Source organism: Ruegeria sp. CE8, assembly GCF_056537465.1.
In genome coordinates this window covers 70,376-85,314 of sequence record NZ_JBQFRP010000016.1, presented here as the reverse complement: position 1 = coordinate 85,314, position 14,939 = coordinate 70,376, and the positions used below count along the sequence as shown (strand labels likewise).

The 14,939-nt window shown below is 57.9% G+C and carries 22 protein-coding genes; 6 read left to right on the top strand and 16 right to left on the bottom strand.

The window, feature by feature from the left end:
• Window positions 1-183 (bottom strand): homogentisate 1,2-dioxygenase (locus ACR0AA_RS21325; RefSeq protein ID WP_480757271.1); only part of this gene is annotated, 183 nt, incomplete at its 3' end.
• 57 nt (window positions 184-240) lie between these two features.
• On the opposite strand from ACR0AA_RS21325, the gene ACR0AA_RS21320 reads away from it, so the two are divergent.
• The 3 genes from ACR0AA_RS21320 to ACR0AA_RS21310 all read left to right on the top strand — a co-directional run bounded on the left by ACR0AA_RS21320 (window position 241) and on the right by ACR0AA_RS21310 (window position 2,928).
• A complete protein-coding gene (locus ACR0AA_RS21320; protein WP_480665745.1) occupies window positions 241-693 on the top strand; it encodes a MarR family winged helix-turn-helix transcriptional regulator in 453 nt (150 codons plus the stop codon).
• A gap of 60 nt (window positions 694-753) precedes the next feature.
• Window positions 754-2,022, top strand: coding sequence for an adenylate/guanylate cyclase domain-containing protein (locus tag ACR0AA_RS21315; RefSeq protein WP_480665744.1), 1,269 nt, complete (start codon window positions 754-756; stop codon window positions 2,020-2,022).
• A 111-nt stretch (window positions 2,023-2,133) separates the two neighbouring features.
• A complete protein-coding gene (locus ACR0AA_RS21310) occupies window positions 2,134-2,928 on the top strand; it encodes a M15 family metallopeptidase (protein ID WP_480665743.1) in 795 nt (264 codons plus the stop codon).
• A gap of 72 nt (window positions 2,929-3,000) precedes the next feature.
• Here the strand turns inward: ACR0AA_RS21310 and ACR0AA_RS21305 are convergent, their stop codons facing one another.
• Window positions 3,001-3,810 carry a division plane positioning ATPase MipZ gene (locus tag ACR0AA_RS21305; RefSeq protein ID WP_480665742.1) on the bottom strand — a complete coding sequence of 270 codons (810 nt, stop codon included), beginning with the start codon at window positions 3,808-3,810 and terminating at the stop codon, window positions 3,001-3,003.
• A 217-nt stretch (window positions 3,811-4,027) separates the two neighbouring features.
• Between ACR0AA_RS21305 and ACR0AA_RS21300 the strand changes: the two genes are divergently transcribed.
• Together ACR0AA_RS21300 and ACR0AA_RS21295 are read left to right on the top strand one after the other, a co-directional pair.
• On the top strand, window positions 4,028-4,915 hold the full coding sequence (locus ACR0AA_RS21300; RefSeq protein WP_480665741.1) for an AEC family transporter: 888 nt from the start codon (window positions 4,028-4,030) through the stop codon (window positions 4,913-4,915).
• Between the two features lie 98 nt (window positions 4,916-5,013).
• On the top strand, window positions 5,014-6,591 hold the full coding sequence (locus ACR0AA_RS21295; RefSeq protein WP_480665740.1) for an MFS transporter: 1,578 nt from the start codon (window positions 5,014-5,016) through the stop codon (window positions 6,589-6,591).
• A 26-nt stretch (window positions 6,592-6,617) separates the two neighbouring features.
• Here the strand turns inward: ACR0AA_RS21295 and ACR0AA_RS21290 are convergent, their stop codons facing one another.
• The 3 genes from ACR0AA_RS21290 to rplS all read right to left on the bottom strand — a co-directional run bounded on the left by ACR0AA_RS21290 (window position 6,618) and on the right by rplS (window position 7,927).
• Window positions 6,618-7,031 (bottom strand): hypothetical protein, encoded by a 414-nt coding sequence (locus ACR0AA_RS21290; RefSeq protein WP_480665739.1) that lies wholly within the window; start codon window positions 7,029-7,031, stop codon window positions 6,618-6,620.
• A 279-nt stretch (window positions 7,032-7,310) separates the two neighbouring features.
• A complete protein-coding gene (rpmE, locus tag ACR0AA_RS21285; RefSeq protein ID WP_480665738.1) occupies window positions 7,311-7,532 on the bottom strand; it encodes a 50S ribosomal protein L31 in 222 nt (73 codons plus the stop codon).
• An 11-nt stretch (window positions 7,533-7,543) separates the two neighbouring features.
• Window positions 7,544-7,927 carry a 50S ribosomal protein L19 gene (gene rplS, locus ACR0AA_RS21280; RefSeq protein ID WP_170328369.1) on the bottom strand — a complete coding sequence of 128 codons (384 nt, stop codon included), beginning with the start codon at window positions 7,925-7,927 and terminating at the stop codon, window positions 7,544-7,546.
• A gap of 380 nt (window positions 7,928-8,307) precedes the next feature.
• On the opposite strand from rplS, the gene ACR0AA_RS21275 reads away from it, so the two are divergent.
• Window positions 8,308-9,111, top strand: coding sequence for a glycoside hydrolase family 25 protein (locus ACR0AA_RS21275; RefSeq protein WP_480757264.1), 804 nt, complete (start codon window positions 8,308-8,310; stop codon window positions 9,109-9,111).
• On the opposite strand, the gene ACR0AA_RS21270 is transcribed toward ACR0AA_RS21275, so the two are convergent.
• The 11 genes from ACR0AA_RS21270 to ACR0AA_RS21220 form a co-directional block, all read right to left on the bottom strand.
• Window positions 9,108-9,533 (bottom strand): hypothetical protein, encoded by a 426-nt coding sequence (locus ACR0AA_RS21270; protein ID WP_480757260.1) that lies wholly within the window; start codon window positions 9,531-9,533, stop codon window positions 9,108-9,110. The two genes, ACR0AA_RS21275 and ACR0AA_RS21270, sit on opposite strands and share 4 nt — an antisense overlap.
• A 134-nt stretch (window positions 9,534-9,667) precedes the next feature.
• Window positions 9,668-10,477, bottom strand: coding sequence for a tRNA (guanosine(37)-N1)-methyltransferase TrmD (gene trmD, locus ACR0AA_RS21265; protein ID WP_480757258.1), 810 nt, complete (start codon window positions 10,475-10,477; stop codon window positions 9,668-9,670).
• Window positions 10,474-11,289: a hypothetical protein gene (locus tag ACR0AA_RS21260; RefSeq protein WP_480665734.1), complete on the bottom strand. Its 816-nt coding sequence runs from the start codon at window positions 11,287-11,289 to the stop codon at window positions 10,474-10,476. The genes trmD and ACR0AA_RS21260 overlap by 4 nt, the downstream gene beginning before the upstream one ends.
• Window positions 11,289-11,792: a ribosome maturation factor RimM gene (gene rimM / locus ACR0AA_RS21255; protein WP_480665733.1), complete on the bottom strand. Its 504-nt coding sequence runs from the start codon at window positions 11,790-11,792 to the stop codon at window positions 11,289-11,291. The genes ACR0AA_RS21260 and rimM overlap by 1 nt, the downstream gene beginning before the upstream one ends.
• The gene (locus ACR0AA_RS21250; RefSeq protein WP_480665732.1) at window positions 11,785-11,934 is read right to left on the bottom strand and encodes a hypothetical protein; all 150 of its coding nucleotides are present in this window, start codon (window positions 11,932-11,934) and stop codon (window positions 11,785-11,787) included. Before ACR0AA_RS21250 ends, rimM begins: the two co-directional genes overlap by 8 nt.
• Before the next feature lie 6 nt (window positions 11,935-11,940).
• Entirely contained in the window at window positions 11,941-12,576 is a 636-nt protein-coding gene (gene bluB / locus ACR0AA_RS21245; RefSeq protein WP_480665731.1) for a 5,6-dimethylbenzimidazole synthase, read from the bottom strand.
• A 13-nt stretch (window positions 12,577-12,589) separates the two neighbouring features.
• Window positions 12,590-12,967, bottom strand: a complete 378-nt coding sequence (gene rpsP / locus ACR0AA_RS21240) for a 30S ribosomal protein S16 (protein ID WP_170493732.1) — start codon at window positions 12,965-12,967, stop codon at window positions 12,590-12,592.
• A 43-nt stretch (window positions 12,968-13,010) separates the two neighbouring features.
• The gene (locus ACR0AA_RS21235) at window positions 13,011-13,307 is read right to left on the bottom strand and encodes a chorismate mutase (protein WP_480665730.1); all 297 of its coding nucleotides are present in this window, start codon (window positions 13,305-13,307) and stop codon (window positions 13,011-13,013) included.
• Window positions 13,304-13,855, bottom strand: a complete 552-nt coding sequence (locus ACR0AA_RS21230; protein ID WP_480665729.1) for a GNAT family N-acetyltransferase — start codon at window positions 13,853-13,855, stop codon at window positions 13,304-13,306. Before ACR0AA_RS21230 ends, ACR0AA_RS21235 begins: the two co-directional genes overlap by 4 nt.
• Window positions 13,852-14,403, bottom strand: coding sequence for a GNAT family N-acetyltransferase (locus tag ACR0AA_RS21225; protein WP_480665728.1), 552 nt, complete (start codon window positions 14,401-14,403; stop codon window positions 13,852-13,854). Before ACR0AA_RS21225 ends, ACR0AA_RS21230 begins: the two co-directional genes overlap by 4 nt.
• Window positions 14,400-14,912 (bottom strand): GNAT family N-acetyltransferase, encoded by a 513-nt coding sequence (locus tag ACR0AA_RS21220; protein ID WP_480665727.1) that lies wholly within the window; start codon window positions 14,910-14,912, stop codon window positions 14,400-14,402. The genes ACR0AA_RS21225 and ACR0AA_RS21220 overlap by 4 nt, the downstream gene beginning before the upstream one ends.
• Window positions 14,913-14,939: the final 27 nt, after the last annotated feature.

The following is a 14,939-nucleotide window of genomic DNA, read 5'->3' as shown; positions in this document are numbered from 1 at the left end:
GCCGCTCAGCTGTTCGCCATAAAGACCGTAATTGCACCGCTGCGGGCTGTTCATCCCCCGCGGCAACGCACCCGGCAATGCCTCGGTCTCAAAATCGTTCCCAAAGCCGGGCATGTAATCTGCATGGGTGCCCACAGGTGTGCTGGCCTTAGTCATTTTGTGCGGATCAGTCGGATGGTTCATCCTGTGTTCCTCCATAAGCTGCTTGTCGGATAATAGTTGATTTTGTAACTAACAAGCATGACTCAAGACGACTCCGCCAAAAAAGATGACTTTTATCCGCAAGATTTCCTGCCTTACCTGCTGAACCGGGCTGCCGAAGAAAGTTCGCTGGAGTTTCAACAGGTCTACAAAGACCGCTACGGGATGCTCCGAACCGAGTGGCGTGTTCTGTTTCACTTGGGTAACTATGGCGAGATGACCGCGAAGGAGATCGGGGAACGCGCCAGAATCCATAAGACAAAGATCAGCCGCGCCGTATCCAAGCTTGAACAGCGGCGGTATCTGACCCGCACGCGTAGCCCGTCGGACCGGCGGGTTGAACATTTGACGCTCACATCCCAGGGGCAAACCGTGTACCTGGATCTGCGCGAGGTCGCAAAACAGTATGACACAAAGCTTGCGGGCATGTTTACCCATGAAGAAACGGCCCTGCTGCGCAAAATGCTCCGGCGTCTGGCGCGTATGACTTGAGCACTGGTAATTGACTGCCCGCGTTCCCAGATGAAGGGCAGAACAAAAACGGGACAAAATATGACGACCTCGAACTCTGAAGAGGCAAAATCAAGCGACCTCATAAGCTGGCTGGTGACGCGCGGGCTGGAAGGCGTAGACAAAGAAGAGCTGCTGGAGGGCTATTGCAACAGGTTGGTGGACATGGGCGTACCGTTGATGCGGTTTCACGCGGCCCAATCGCTGCTGCATCCGGTATATGGCGGAGTCGGGTATAGCTGGTATCAGGGGCGGGGTGGTGAATACCAGAACTTCGAATACTCAGAAGAGCCCAGCGAGCAATGGCGTAGTAGCCCTTTATATGCCGTGCTGAACGAAGGTCTGAGCGTCGTGCATGAACGGCTGATCGAACAGAACGAGCCCAGCCGCTATCCCTTGCTGAACGAACTGCGCGAGCATGGTGCCACCGAGTATTTCGCAACCGGCGTGTCCTTTGACAGTCCGGCGAGCAATGGTGCAATTGACGCGGAAAAAGTGGTGAATGGCGTGCTGATGTCCTGGACCTCGGATGCCCCTGAAGGGTTTCGCGAAAGTGACCTTGCGCTGATCAACACGGCCCTGCCGCATCTGGGTCTGGCATTGAAATCGGCGACCAATGCCCGGATATCAAAGGACCTGATGCGTGTTTATCTGGGGCGTGACGCTGGTCGGCGCGTTCTGTCAGGTGAGATACGGCGCGGATCGCTGCAGCAGATCGATGCTGTGATCTGGAATTTTGACCTGGAGGGCTTCACCAGCCTGTCCGAAGAGCTGCCGGGCGATGATCTCATCGAGATGCTGAACGAGTACCTGGCCGTTGCTGTCAACGTGGTCCACAAATGCGATGGCAGTATCCTGAAGTTCATGGGCGACGGCCTGATGGCGATGTTCGATGTCGGCGAAATTGATGCGGATGCACGCGCCGCTCTGGCTGCAGTGGTCGAATTGCAGGAAAGAATGGCAGAGCTGAACGCGCAACGTACGGCAGATGGGCTGCCGGTTTCGAACTATACGCTGGCCCTGCATGCGGGCGAAATCTTGTATGGCAACATCGGATCTGAAAACCGTTTGGACTTCACCGTCATCGGTCCAACCGTCAACCAGACCGCCCGGATTGCCGGGATGCATCGGTCGCTGGGGCAGCGGATTCTGATCTCGGACGATGTGGCCCGGGCAGCCCAACCTTGTGCCTCGCAACTGGTTTCCGTGGGGCGATATATGTTGCGCGGTGTGCCTGAACCGAAGGAGCTGTTTACGGTCTACAGGGCAGAGAACAGCGAAGGATTTTCATTCTGTAATAACCAAGATTGAATGTTCACTACGCTGTAATGGCCGGCTGCCATCGGCACGCCGGCCAAAGTTGACTTGCCCAAGGTGTTGCCTCTTACTTAGCTCAATGTGCTGACTGGAGGCGTTGATATCGTGGACAAAACGGAGTTTCAGCCAATCCCCATCGGAGACGATAGCCTGGATACGCGGGGCTATCATGGTGTCGGAATCGACGACACGGATCCGCGCGCGTCTGAACCGCTTGTTGATCTTGGTTCGCAGGGAATAGCGGTTGTTCCCTACTATCATCTCTCGGACGGCTCAAACCCACCCTATGGGCGGCAAATTAAAGGAAGCATGCCTCAGACGTGGTGTCGGGCTGGTCTTGTGCCGATGCTGCAAGCGGCCAATAACGCATTGGCGGATCACGGGTGCGAGCTTGTCGTTTATGATGCGTATCGCACAATTTCCACGCAGAGGGATTTGTGGGGCTGGGCGATGAAAAAGGCCGCATCTGAGAACCCGAGCCTTTCTCAGCCCGAGTTGGAGATCCGGACGCGCCAATATTGTTCAGACCCCAGAAAATTCGATCCAGCCGATGCAGCGACCTGGCCGACGCACTCAACCGGCGCCGCAGTTGATGCTGTTCTTCGTGCGCTGGAAACAGGTGAGGAATTGGACATGGGCGCTGCCTTCGACGATCTGAACGCCATATCGCATACCGACCATCTTGAGCGAGAACTGATTGCCGGACGGATTGAACACGACAACCCTGCGCTGTTGAACCGGCGATTACTGTATTGGGTCATGCGGCACGTCGGCTTTACCAATTATCCTTCGGAATACTGGCATTTTGACTTCGGCAACCAGATGTACATCTTCAACAGACAACTGGAATCCGAGGCCCTGGGGAGTGCCTGGTACGGGTATTGTCCGCCTCCGCAGTGACGGTAAACGTTGCCGAATATAAAGAACGAAAATTCGGCACAGAGCCTGATTTGTTGAGCCGACGCCAGTTTCTCAGAAGTCGATTTCGACGCCGGGCAGGTTCAGCTCCTTCATCATGTCGCGCAACTCCTGCCGTGCGGCGATGTTCGAGATGTTCAGCTGTTTGACACCGATATCCTTGAGATCCAGCAAGGTCAGGCCACGTGGAAACAGTTCGCGGAAGATGACCCGCTCGGAAAAGCCCGAGGCGACGCGGAAGCCGATGCGCTGGGATAGCATCTCGATCGCGCGCTGCATCTTTTCCTTGTTGACCATGCGCTGGGTGCCCACCCGGTTGCGCACGACGACCCAATCGATCGGCTTCAACCCTGCTTGCGCACGCAGCTGCCGCGCGTTCCAGACCATTTCCGAATAAACCGACGGTCCAAGGATCTTCTCACCCTTCGAGTCAATGCGCGCTAACAGGTCGAAATCGATGAAGCTGTCGTTCAGCGGGGTGATCAGCGTATCCGCCAGCGAATGAGCCACCTGGCTGAGGCGGGTGTGCGACCCCGGGCAGTCGATCAGGATGAAATCACTGTCGCTCTCCAACTTGGACACGGCGGCTGACAATCGGTGGTCATAGATGTTCTCGCCGGGCTTCAGCTTGCTTGCATCGATCTCGGGCAGATCGTGATGGCGGGGGCTGGGCAGAGCCACCTCGGATCCGTTCAGGAAATTGCCGCGGTTTTCGAAGTAGCGCCCCAAGCTACGCTGCCTCAGGTCCAGGTCCAGCGTACTGACCTTATGCCCCAGCCGCGCCAGCGCGGTGGCCACATGCATCGACACGGTCGATTTGCCCGCGCCGCCCTTCTCGTTCCCCACTACGATGATATGTGCCATGCCTGTATTCCCATGTCCCGCCGTGCTTACCCACACGTTGTTGCCGACCACTATATGTTGTGGAGGCCGGGAATGGAAGAACCCCAAGCGCCATCGTGGGGCAATATCAGGCTCTAATTTGGAAAACTCAACCAAGCAGGTTGGTTAGACCGCGTGCTTGCCAAAACTGAGATGCTGTTTCACTGTTCAAATCGGGATTTTGCGATAGGGGAGCCGTTTGGACCATCTGTTTCTGAACGTTCTGAACGTGGTTCTGCCCGTGCTGATCTGCGCCGGGATCGGCTATGCCCTTGCCGTGACCAAGGCACCATTCGACAACAAGGTCATCGGCGGGATCGTTTCACGGGTCGGGTACCCGACCCTGATCATCTCGCACCTGTCCACCACGCAGATCGCCATTGGAACTTTTCTGGACGTAATGGCCGCCGCAGTGCTGGCCATCGCAGGGTTTGGCGTGCTTGGGTTCGTGGTGCTCAAGGCCATGCGCCTGCCGGTGCGCGCCTTTCTGACACCTCTGATGCACGGAAATGTTGGCAACATCGGATTGCCGATCACACTGCTTGCGCTGGGCGATGCTGGAATGGCCTACACGATGGGCTTCGTGGTTGTCGTGCTGATCAGTATCTTCACGGTCGGCATGTGGATTCCGGCGGGTGAGTTCTCACCGAGGAAACTCGCCACGTCCCCGATTATCTATTCGGTGATCCTGTCTCTGGTCCTGCTGGCGACGGGATTGAGCTTGCCGCAGCCCATCGCAAAGTCCTTTGACATACTTGGCGGCCTCTCAATTCCTTTGATGTTGCTGACATTGGGGCACACGCTGGCGACCTTGCGGGTTGAGAGCATGAAGCGGGCGGTAATGCTGACGGTTTTGCACCTGGTTATGGCGATTGCGATTGCCACCGCCCTGGTCTGGGGGTTTGGTTTCACCGGGGCCGAGCGCGGCGCGTTGATCCTGTGTTGCCTGATGCCGTCTTCGGTGGCGACATACCTGTTTATCGATCAACACGTGCCCGAGTACGGGCCCGATGTGGCGGGCTTTATCCTTGTGTCGACGCTGGCCACAATCATTGTACTGCCGGTCGCGCTTTCCTACTGGATCTGAGGCGCACCCTATGCGCAGCAGCAAAAATCGCTAAACTGCTGATTAATTGCGTTAAAGATCAACAGATTTAAGGTGGAATGATGACTGACGAGACATCTGTGGAGTCAACCCCAAAAGGTGGTGCCCGCGTTGTGCTGGCGATGACGGCCATCTGCATGATGGTTGTCGGCTTCAACACCACTGCCGTGGCGACCATTCTGCCCAACCTGAAATCCGAGTTCGATCTGACGCCATCCGGCCTGCAATGGGTGATGGCGACTTATACCGTGGCCAGCGCAACGCTCGTCACAATCGTCAGCCGGTTGGGTGACATCACAGGTAAGATGGGTGTGTTTTTCTTTGGCATGATCGTTTTTGCCATCGGGTCTGCTTCGGTCCTGTTTGCGCAAGACGGTGCCATGCTGCTGTTTGGGCGCGGAGCGCAGGGGGCAGGGGCAGCGGCTTTGTTTGGTACGTCCCTTTCGCTTCTGACCGCCGCTACGCCCGAGGAACAGCGTGCCAGCGTGACCGGTGCATGGGGCGCGATCGTGGGGCTTGCGATTGGCGTGGGACCCATCGTCGGCGGGGCATTTGCCCACTACATCAGCTGGCGAGCCGTGTTTGCGACCGATCTGGTGCTGCTGGTTTTCGCCTTTCTCATAGGCTTGCAGGTCAGCAGGCGCGGCTACGTGCCCGATACGCGCCTTGCCGGGGCAAAGTTCGACTATCCGGGCGCTTGTGCGTTGCTGCTGTTTCTCGGACCGCTGTCATTTGCGCTCAGTAACGGTGAAAGCAGTGGGTGGGCGACACCGATGACTCTGGTGCCGTTGGGCGTTGCGGCCGTGGCGACAATCATCCTTGTCATTGTGTCCCGACGCAGTGACGACCCACTGATCGAGCTGCGTTACTTCAAGCATCCGCGTTACTTCATGGCCGCTGCCGGGATGTTCTTTACCGGCTTCACGCTGTTTTGCTTTTTCGTCTACTTCAACACATTCGTTCAATCTCCGGACGCCTTTGGATACTCGTCCATAGGCGCGGGTCTGGCGATCATGCCGCTGAGCCTCAGCATGTTTGTTGTTTCGGTGACCGCACCGCGGTTTCTGGCACCCTACAGCTTTCAATGGCCGGTCGCGATTGGTCTGGGGGCGATGGCCTGTGGGTTCGTGCTGTTGATGACGACCACCAATTCCACGCAATATGCTGAAATCTGGTGGAAACTGCTGATTGTCGGGATCGGGATGGGTATCTGTTTTTCCCTGCTGCCCCGCCTTGGTCTACGTCTGTTGCCCGAGGAACATGTGGGGCAGGGATCAGGTGTCATCAACGCCTGCCTCTATTTCGGAGCCACATTGGGCGCCGTGGTCGGCGGGTTGGCCGAGGCCATCACCATACGCAGGGGTCTTTCCGAGGTCATCGATGCCTTACCCACCGGGTCGGCGCAGCGTGAGGATCTGGCCCATGCCCTGACGCACGGAACGCCAAGCCAGATTCAGCAATTGATCGCAAAAATGGACCCCGAGACCAGTGCCACATTGGCAAATGCGCTACGCGACCTGCAGGACAACGCCTTCAACAGCGCTATGCTTGTCGCGGCAATTGCCGCCGTCATTGGGATGGGTTTAGCCCTGATGTTACTGCGGGGGCCGGTGCCGCCAGTGCATAGCGCGGCGGAATTGACCCAGGGCAAAAAGTGAAGTTCGACGGCAGGTCGCCGTTCCTGCTATTCGCAGGTGTTCCAAGCATCCCTTGAAAACCCGAGCGCCTGGGCTGCGTTCTGCTGTTCTGCCGTTAGTTCATCAAAGGGCTTGCCATCGGCTTCCGGCGCTTCATCATTGTCCCAGGCTCTTGCGTTCCATCCTAGAGTTTCCCAAAGCGACTGCTGCTGAGACGTCAGTTCGGTCCAAGACATGTCATGAGACGGGCAGTCTACCGACTCCGTTCTCGCCATCAGATTGTAAGCCACGCCCATCGACAGCAGAACAGAGCCCAGCACAAGCGCCTGCTTTTTTCGGGACTCTGGGATTTCCAGACTTCCCGAAACCTTGTTAGCAACAGACATCACAAGAAAAAGAACACCCGCGATTATCAGAATGATATCGACACTCAGACTGTTTAACGTCTCCACCCATTTCATTGTCCTTTCCCCCTCCCGTTCAGTCCAAGGCGACGGTCCGTCATGACAGAAATGTCGCCAAACTAACTCTGCGCCGCCGGTCACTTGGCTGTCAGTGACCTTGATCGCTAACCAGCACATGTGGCCACGACCACAACATGATCATACATGATTATTTGCATTCAACGAAAAACCTGGGCGGCCACGATTTTGAATTCGAACGGATATCTGCGCGCGGGCAGGAAACAAAAAAGGCCGCCCCGGTGGGCGGCCTTTTCGCATCTTTCAGTCGGGTCCGGCTTAGAAGCCCAGACCTTCGTATTTCTTCTTGAACTTCGACACGCGGCCGCCAGCGTCCATCAGGCGCGACGAACCACCGGTCCACGCGGGGTGCGAGGAGGGGTCGATTTCCAGAGCCAGCTGGTCGCCCTCGGCGCCCCAGGTGGATTTCATCTGAACCACAGAGCCATCGGTCATTTTGACGTTGATGACGTGATAATCGGGATGGATGTCTTTTTTCATCTTTCCGCTCCTTACGCCTCGGCGCCAGCCTTGGGCTTGTAGTTGGTGACTTCTGCGATACGCGCGGATTTACCACGGCGCGAGCGCAGGTAGTACAGTTTGGCGCGACGAACGCGGCCACGGCGGACAACGGTGATGCTGTCGATGTTGGTCGAATGCAGCGGGAACACACGCTCCACGCCTTCGCCAAACGAAATCTTACGGACGGTGAACGAACCGGCGATGCCGCTGCCACCTTTGCGCGCGATGCAGACGCCTTCGTAGTTCTGCACACGGGTGCGCGACCCTTCGGTCACTTTAAAGCCGACACGGATGGTGTCACCGGCTTTGAAATCGGGGATGTCTTTCCCCAGGGCGGCAATCTGTTCCGCCTCAAGCTGTGCGATCAGGTCCATCGCAGTTACTCCTATCTGCTCGTGGTTGGTCCACGAAGTTTGGGCACGGCCTGAGAGCTCTTGGTCTTCATCGGGTCCTGCGAACAGCCCGCCAGAGGTCAGATCGAATGTTCCTTTGGTCTGGTCCGCCCTGCCGCGCCGTGGCCGAAGAAAGCCGGGTGTTGCGCCATGATGCAAACCAAAACACCGGAGTCGCATGACGCGGCACCGGATTGCGCTGCTTTACGGGCTTTGCGCGTTGGGATCAAGCCTAAATCGCTATGAGTTACAGGGGCGGGCGGTGGGTTTTCGCCATCCGCCAACAACACCGTTGCCTTGTCAGCCGGATCAGGCATTCTGGGGGAAATTACAAGAGCAGAAATTTAGAACAGGAACATATCATGCGCGCAGCATTGATGCTGGCCGTTATGGCCTTTGCGACCCTTTCCTGCGGTCGTAGCAGCCCTCCGCCTCAACAGGTCGAGGCGAAAGCTTTTCTGGATACAACATCGCCTTCGGTCATTTTCCCCAGCTTCGGGGATGCCAAGCCGCATGAGTGGGAAGGCAGGCACCCAGGTCACTACCCGGTTCATGGGCTCGATGTTTCGCGATGGCAGGGGCCCATCGACTGGCGTACGGCCAAATCTTCCGGCGTTAGTTTCGTGTTCATCAAAGCGACCGAGGGCGGCGACGTTGCCGACCCGATGTTCGAGGATCATCGCCGGGGCGCAAGCGCGGCGGGCGTGCCCTGGGGCGCATATCACTATTACTATTTCTGCCGGCCGGCGCATGAACAGGCGAGATGGTTCATCGAGAACGTGCCCAGAGGGGCGGATCTGCCCCATGTGTTGGACATGGAGTGGACGCCGCATTCCAAGACCTGCACCATAAGGCCCGATGGCGCGACTGTTCGGGCCGAGGCGGAACGGTTCCTCGATATGCTCGAGCGTCACTACGGTCGAAGACCAATTGTCTATACGACTGTGGATTTCTACGGCGACACGGATATCGGGCGCCTGCCAAAGACAGAGTTCTGGCTGCGGTCGGTCGCAGGACACCCGCGCAATGTATACCCCAAGGCCGTTTGGCGGTTCTGGCAATACACTGGCACAGGATTGGTTCCCGGCGTTCAGGGAAAGGTGGATATCAACACCTTCAACGGTCCGCCAGAAATATGGGCCAGGTGGAAAGCAGGGGGTCCCTAAGTTTTCGGTACCCCGTAGGTTTCCATGGTGCCCCCACCCACAACGTGATCCAGACGACGTACCCGTTCGTCACCAGATGAGTGATGCAGCCAGAATCGCTCTCCATCCGTCAGTTCGCGGCGCTCGAACCCGCGTTCGGCCAAGCACCGGTGTACCTGGTCGATCTCTCCCTGAGAGCGAAGCTTATCGTCGAAGGGGGCGGTGATGATCGGACCCAGGATCACGCCCCACAGCACGATATTCGTTGCGTATCCGCCAATCACCGCGCTGTTGCCCCCAATATCTTCCTCAGCCGCGCATGATTGCACGGCGATCTTTGCTGAGTGCAGGTTATGACCCGCCTGAGTGGGCACTGACATCTCAAGAGGTTTGGTGGTGCAAGCCGAAAGGGCAAGCACAGAAATGCATATGATCTTCTTCATTCGGCGGCCTGTTATGTGTTTGTTCTAATGCGCTTTTCACAACATCTTTTGAATGATTAGATTTGTAAGAAATCAGCCGCAAGTGGTGCCCGCCAAAAGCTTGGGCGTGCGACATGCAAGCCACACAAGGCATGTCAGCCCTGCTTATCGTTTTCTAATTTTGTATAGCGCTCCCACAGATCCGGGCGCCGTTCGCGGGTGATTTCTTCGGACATCTCGTGGCGCCATTCGGCAATGCGGCCGTGATGGCCTGACATCAGGATATCCGGGATCGAACGGCCCTTCCATTCTGCCGGGCGTGTGTATTGCGGATGCTCAAGCAGACCCGAGGAAAAGCTCTCTTCTTCGGCTGAGGCCTGATTGCCCAGCACCCCGGGGATCAGCCGAACGGTGGCGTCAATCAAGGCTTGTGCAGCAATTTCCCCACCGGTCATGACGAAGTCGCCAAGGCTGACTTCCTGAACGCCATAGTGTTCCAGCACCCGTTCATCGACCCCTTCGAACCGGCCGCAGAGCAGCGTCATGCCATCGCACCGTGCGAGATTTTGCATCATGCGCTGATCCATCCGGCGACCGCGCGGGCTGAGGTAAATCAGGGGCCAGTTGCCTTGTACGCCCGCCATTGTGTGTTCGATTGCCTCGCCCAACACGTCGGCGCGCAACACCATGCCTGCGCCACCGCCAGCGGGCGTGTCGTCGACATTGCGGTGTTTGCCGACCCCAAATTGGCGAAGGTCCACGGTTTCCAGCTGCCACAGCCCCTCTTGCAACGCCTTGCCAGTCAGGCTTTCGCCCAGCACTCCGGGAAAGGTCGATGGGAACAGAGTTATGATCTTGGCCTTCCAGACCCCGTGCAGATCGGGGGTCGGTGTCATCAATTCTCGTGGCTTCAGGGTGGGACGGATTGCCTTGCGCCCGTGGGATTTACTTGGCTTGTCTGTCATGTAGTGCCGACCATCGCGCTTTTCGCCCGTTCAATTACCTGGGCCTTTTGCCGGGTCAGAGCTGTTTCGTCCAGTCGGGATCGGTTCAGGGATAGCAATTCAGCCAGCACACTTTCGGGAAGCCGGGTGTTTTTCTGCTTTGGCGGCACCAGAAGTTTGCGTTTTTCCCTGGGCAAGTCCAGGAATTCGGCAAAGGGTGCGCCGGGACCAAAGCGTCGCAATTGCATCTCTTCCAGCCATTCCTCGGTCACGGTAACCGAAGGCAGCTTTTCCCGGATTTCCGAGACCGTGTCCTCGAGCGACGGCAAGCGGTCCATATTCGCGCGGAATGTCTCAAAGTCCTGAACCTGGCGAATTCTTTGAAGGTCATGCGCCCAAAGGCTGCGCAACCAAGCGCCGCGTTGGCGCAGGGACACGTATATTGTGATCTCGACCTCTTCACCGGCGAACCGGTCGCGAACCGCGTCAACAAGACAGGCGGTAAGATCTGGCGCTGCTGCATATCCCTGTTCGATATTGCGGCTGGGGCGCAGACCGCTGAAATTCTCTTCGCTGACGATCAAACCGCGCCGAGTGCCGAAGTTTCGCGTCGCCAAGAAGGCTCGGGTCTGGGTGCTGAAATCGGACAACGTACCCACGGTGCCGTAGATGGAGTGCCGTGTAGCGGCATCGGCCAATCCCAGCTTGCGGGTTTTGTAGGGTAAAAGCAGCGCAAAATGCGGCCAAATCAACTCGCGATTTTCGTACAGAAATGACTGTGCGGCAGTGGTGCCGGTCTTGTGTAGCCCCAGATGCAGCAGAACGCGCCGCATCAGATCAGACCTTCAGGCGGGTCTGCGATGATGCGGCCTTTGTCCAAATCGACTGTTGGTACGGCTTCAAGCGTGAACGGCAGCAACACGGTGGATTTCAATCCGGGCCCGTACAGTTCCAGCAGGTCGGCCGCGCCGTGATTTTGCACCGATTTCACGCGGCCCAGCAATGTGCCGCCAGTGTCATAGACCTCGAGCCCAATCAGGTCGGTGTGATAAAATTCATCATCGGGCAGAGACGGCAATTGATCCCGTCGCGCAAAAAGGCGCAGGCCATTCAGATCATCGGCCTGTTCCTTGGTTTCGACACCGCCCACACGCGCGGCAAAACCGTTCTTGATCGTCCGGGTCAAAACCAATGGATAGCGTTCGTTGCCTTGCTCGTCAGTCAGGGGCGAATAGGCTTCGATATCCTCGGGGATGGCGCAATAGCTTTTTAGCCGCACTTCGCCGCGTACGCCGTAAGACCCTGCAATGCTGCCCACGCAGATCAGATCACTCATTTGGTCCTTCCGTCGTCATACATAGTCCGTCTTGCCATTCACCTTGCGCGGCACAAGCCTCGCGCTGGTTCGAGCGTTCAAAAAACACGCCCACAATAAAGGCGATCATCAACAGGATGGGAAGTCGTATCAGCCCGAACATCCAATTTCACCGCGTTTCGATATGCAATCGGGCGCTGCGTTGCTCCCAGCCGACACGTTCAAGCTCGGGCCTTTCCGACATTTCTTCGGGCCAGCCTACACAGTAATAACCGACCAGTGACCAGTCATCCGGCACGGTCAGGTCGCGTTTCATACGTTCAGGATCAAGGATTGAGACCCAGCCCAGCCCCAAACCCTCGGCCCGCAAGGCGAGCCAGAACAGGGTGATTGCAGCAACAACGGAATAGCGGCGCATTTCGGGCATCGTGCCCGCACCCAGCCCCAGACCTTTGTTGGTCGACTCGTCGGAAAAAACGGCCAGTTGAACAGGCGCTTCCTGCATGCCGGACAGTTTCAGGCGGCTGTATTTCAGTGCCTTGTCGCCTGAATAGCCTGCAAGGGCCTGTTCATTGGCGTTTTGAAAATTCTCCAGCGCTGCGGCCCGCGCCGCCTCGCTTTCGACGCGAATGACGCGCCAGGGTTCGCTCAGCCCCACCGAAGGGGCCAGTCGAAAGGTGTCGAGGCAGCGCGTCAGCACCGCCTCGTCCACAGGATCGGTGCGGAACCGGCGCACGTCGCGCCGGAGCCGCATCAGCAGTTCGAACTGCGTGCGAAAATCGTCGGTGAAAGCCTGATCCTGCACGCGCCCGCCTTGCTTATTCTTCTGCTGCAGCTTCTTCAGCCGGAGCAGCGGCTTCAGCAGCCTTAGCCGCTTTCTCTTCCGCGCGCTCTTGAGCTTTCTTGCCCGGGGTACCCTTGTTGGGGTTGTTGCGCTCGGCTTTTTCACGGGTGCCCGCTGCTTCCAGCATACGTGCGATACGGTCGGTGGGCTGTGCGCCCTGGTCCAGCCAGTACTGAACGCGCTCCATGTCCATTTTCACGCGCTCTTCGCTGTCTTTCGGCAGCAGCGGGTTGTAGGTGCCCAGTTTCTCGATGAAACGGCCGTCGCGCGGCATGCGGCTGTCAGCAGCCACGATGCGATAGAATGGACGCTTTTTCGAGCCGCCGCGGGCGAGACGAATTTTCATTGCCATGGTGGTATCTCCTTTGAATGGCGTGTCCGGCGTAGGTGCCGGTTTAGTTCTTGTGTTTCTTGTGGTGTCGGATGACTTCCTGAATGATGAAATTCAGAAAAGCCTTGGCGAAATCGGGGTCCAGATCGGCCTCTTTCGCCAGGTCTTCAAGCCGTGCGATCTGCGCTGCCTCGCGCGAGGGATCGGACGGGGGAAGGTCGTGTTCGGCCTTGAGCTTGCCAACGGCCTGGGTGTGCTTGAACCGCTCGCCCAGCGTGTAGACAAGGATCGCGTCCAGCCGGTCGATGCTTTCGCGATGCTCTTTCAGCAACGTCGCAGCCCGTGTCACGGGGTTGTTCATTGGCCGGTCCTTTCGGTGGTCAAAGCGGTGTCAGATATGTCGAGTTTCGGGTGCCGCCAGACCTGGCAGCGTTTGCCAACAACTTCGCCCTCGCGTTCATAGGTGGCACCAAGACGTTCGGCCAACGCGCGCGAGCGGTTGTTTTCATGAGCGATGTATGAGATCGGGCCGTTCACCCTCTGGTGCCGGGCGGCATAGGCGCGAGCGGCTGTCGCGGCCTCGAACGCAATTCCCTTACCTTCGAAACCTTCGAATATAACCCAACCCAGCTCGGGCTCATCCCAGCCCGGTGCGTTGATGATTCCGGTCCAGCCTGCAAATGCTCCGCTGGCCTTTTCGACGATGTGCCAGCCTCCGTACCCCATGATGGCCCAGTGCCCGAACCGGCCCAACAGGGACCGCCAAGCATCCAGCGGCGTTTTTGGGCCACCGACCATACGGCTGCGTTCCGACGCGAAGAACTCTATCATCGCGGGCAGGTCGCCTTCTTGCGGTGCCCGCAGGATCAGGTTCTCGGTTTCGACGGTAGGGATGGTGTACGAGGTCATGCGTAGGCCTCCATCCCGCCGTTCACAAGATCGGCTGGGGCAGGGTGCCGCCAGACCTGCATTGTACCGAAACCCGGATGCTCATAGGTATAATCGAACTGTGCGCCCAGACGTTCGGCCACGGCCTTGCTGCCCAGATTGTCCGGGTCGATCAGAGAGATCGCCGTTTCCCATCCCAGCACGTCATAGGCATGCGCGCGAGCGGCCAGCGCGGCCTCGGTTGCATATCCCTTGCCGGTGGCATTGTTCATCAAAGTCCAGCCGATTTCGGGCTCGGGCCAGCTATGCGGGAACCACAGGCCCACATGGCCGACATAGGTGCCGGTGTCCTTTTCCTCAACGCCCCAAAAACCAAAACCGCGCATGGCCCAATGGCCCAGTAGCATGGCAATGGCACGCCAAGTTTCATCAGGGCGCAAGGGGCCGCCGACGAATTTTGACGCGTCGCTGGCAAAAAAATCTGCTTCGGCTTCGAAGTCCGCTTCGCACGGGGCCCGCATGATCAGGCGTTCGGTTTCCAACTTTGGGATCGCCATCGAAAGGGTCATGCCGACACCTCGCCATAGCGCCAAACATGCTGATCTGCGTCAAAGGCAGTCTCGGCCACGGCATCGCGAGATGCGCCGAGGCGTTGCGCCAGTGCATTCGATCGCGTGTTGGACCGCGAGACATAGCTGACGAACTGGCCCGCCCCGAGCAAGTCGAACCCGAAGTCTCGCACGGCTGTGCAGGCCTCGGTTGCGTAACCTTGCTTGCGGTGTTCGGCGCCGAACAAATAACCAAGCTCGGGTTCGTGGTCGTCCCATTCTATCCCTAACATGACGAAACCGACGGCTTGGTCGTCGTTCTTTAGGGTTACCGTGAACAAGCCGTGACCGTGCAACAGCCACCCGGACGTATAGAAAGAGAATTCGGTCCAGGCTTCTTGTTCGGAACTGCCGAAGCTCTCGTGGCAAACTGTGGTCCAAAGCGGCAAGTCTTCAAGACGGGGCGCACGCAGAACCAACCGCTCGGTCTCAAGAACCGGCAGGGCCGCGCGATATTGCGCTGCTGCCATCGCCGCCTTTCCGGACGGGGGCTGGGT

Excerpts from the sequence above, each read along its gene's own strand:
- ACR0AA_RS21320 (WP_480665745.1), top strand. The coding sequence starts at position 241 with ATGACTCAAGACGACTCCGCCAAAAAAGATGACTTTTATCCGCAAGAT.
- ACR0AA_RS21315 (WP_480665744.1), top strand. The coding sequence starts at position 754 with ATGACGACCTCGAACTCTGAAGAGGCAAAATCAAGCGACCTCATAAGC.
- ACR0AA_RS21305 (WP_480665742.1), bottom strand. The coding sequence starts at position 3,810 with ATGGCACATATCATCGTAGTGGGGAACGAGAAGGGCGGCGCGGGCAAA.
- ACR0AA_RS21290 (WP_480665739.1), bottom strand. The coding sequence starts at position 7,031 with ATGAAATGGGTGGAGACGTTAAACAGTCTGAGTGTCGATATCATTCTG.
- rpmE (WP_480665738.1), bottom strand. The coding sequence starts at position 7,532 with ATGAAAAAAGACATCCATCCCGATTATCACGTCATCAACGTCAAAATG.
- rplS (WP_170328369.1), bottom strand. The coding sequence starts at position 7,927 with ATGGACCTGATCGCACAGCTTGAGGCGGAACAGATTGCCGCCCTGGGG.
- ACR0AA_RS21275 (WP_480757264.1), top strand. The coding sequence starts at position 8,308 with ATGCGCGCAGCATTGATGCTGGCCGTTATGGCCTTTGCGACCCTTTCC.
- ACR0AA_RS21270 (WP_480757260.1), bottom strand. The coding sequence starts at position 9,533 with ATGAAGAAGATCATATGCATTTCTGTGCTTGCCCTTTCGGCTTGCACC.
- trmD (WP_480757258.1), bottom strand. The coding sequence starts at position 10,477 with ATGACAGACAAGCCAAGTAAATCCCACGGGCGCAAGGCAATCCGTCCC.
- ACR0AA_RS21260 (WP_480665734.1), bottom strand. The coding sequence starts at position 11,289 with ATGCGGCGCGTTCTGCTGCATCTGGGGCTACACAAGACCGGCACCACT.
- rimM (WP_480665733.1), bottom strand. The coding sequence starts at position 11,792 with ATGAGTGATCTGATCTGCGTGGGCAGCATTGCAGGGTCTTACGGCGTA.
- ACR0AA_RS21250 (WP_480665732.1), bottom strand. The coding sequence starts at position 11,934 with ATGTTCGGGCTGATACGACTTCCCATCCTGTTGATGATCGCCTTTATT.
- rpsP (WP_170493732.1), bottom strand. The coding sequence starts at position 12,967 with ATGGCAATGAAAATTCGTCTCGCCCGCGGCGGCTCGAAAAAGCGTCCA.
- ACR0AA_RS21235 (WP_480665730.1), bottom strand. The coding sequence starts at position 13,307 with ATGAACAACCCCGTGACACGGGCTGCGACGTTGCTGAAAGAGCATCGC.
- ACR0AA_RS21230 (WP_480665729.1), bottom strand. The coding sequence starts at position 13,855 with ATGACCTCGTACACCATCCCTACCGTCGAAACCGAGAACCTGATCCTG.
- ACR0AA_RS21225 (WP_480665728.1), bottom strand. The coding sequence starts at position 14,403 with ATGACCCTTTCGATGGCGATCCCAAAGTTGGAAACCGAACGCCTGATC.
- ACR0AA_RS21220 (WP_480665727.1), bottom strand. The coding sequence starts at position 14,912 with ATGGCAGCAGCGCAATATCGCGCGGCCCTGCCGGTTCTTGAGACCGAG.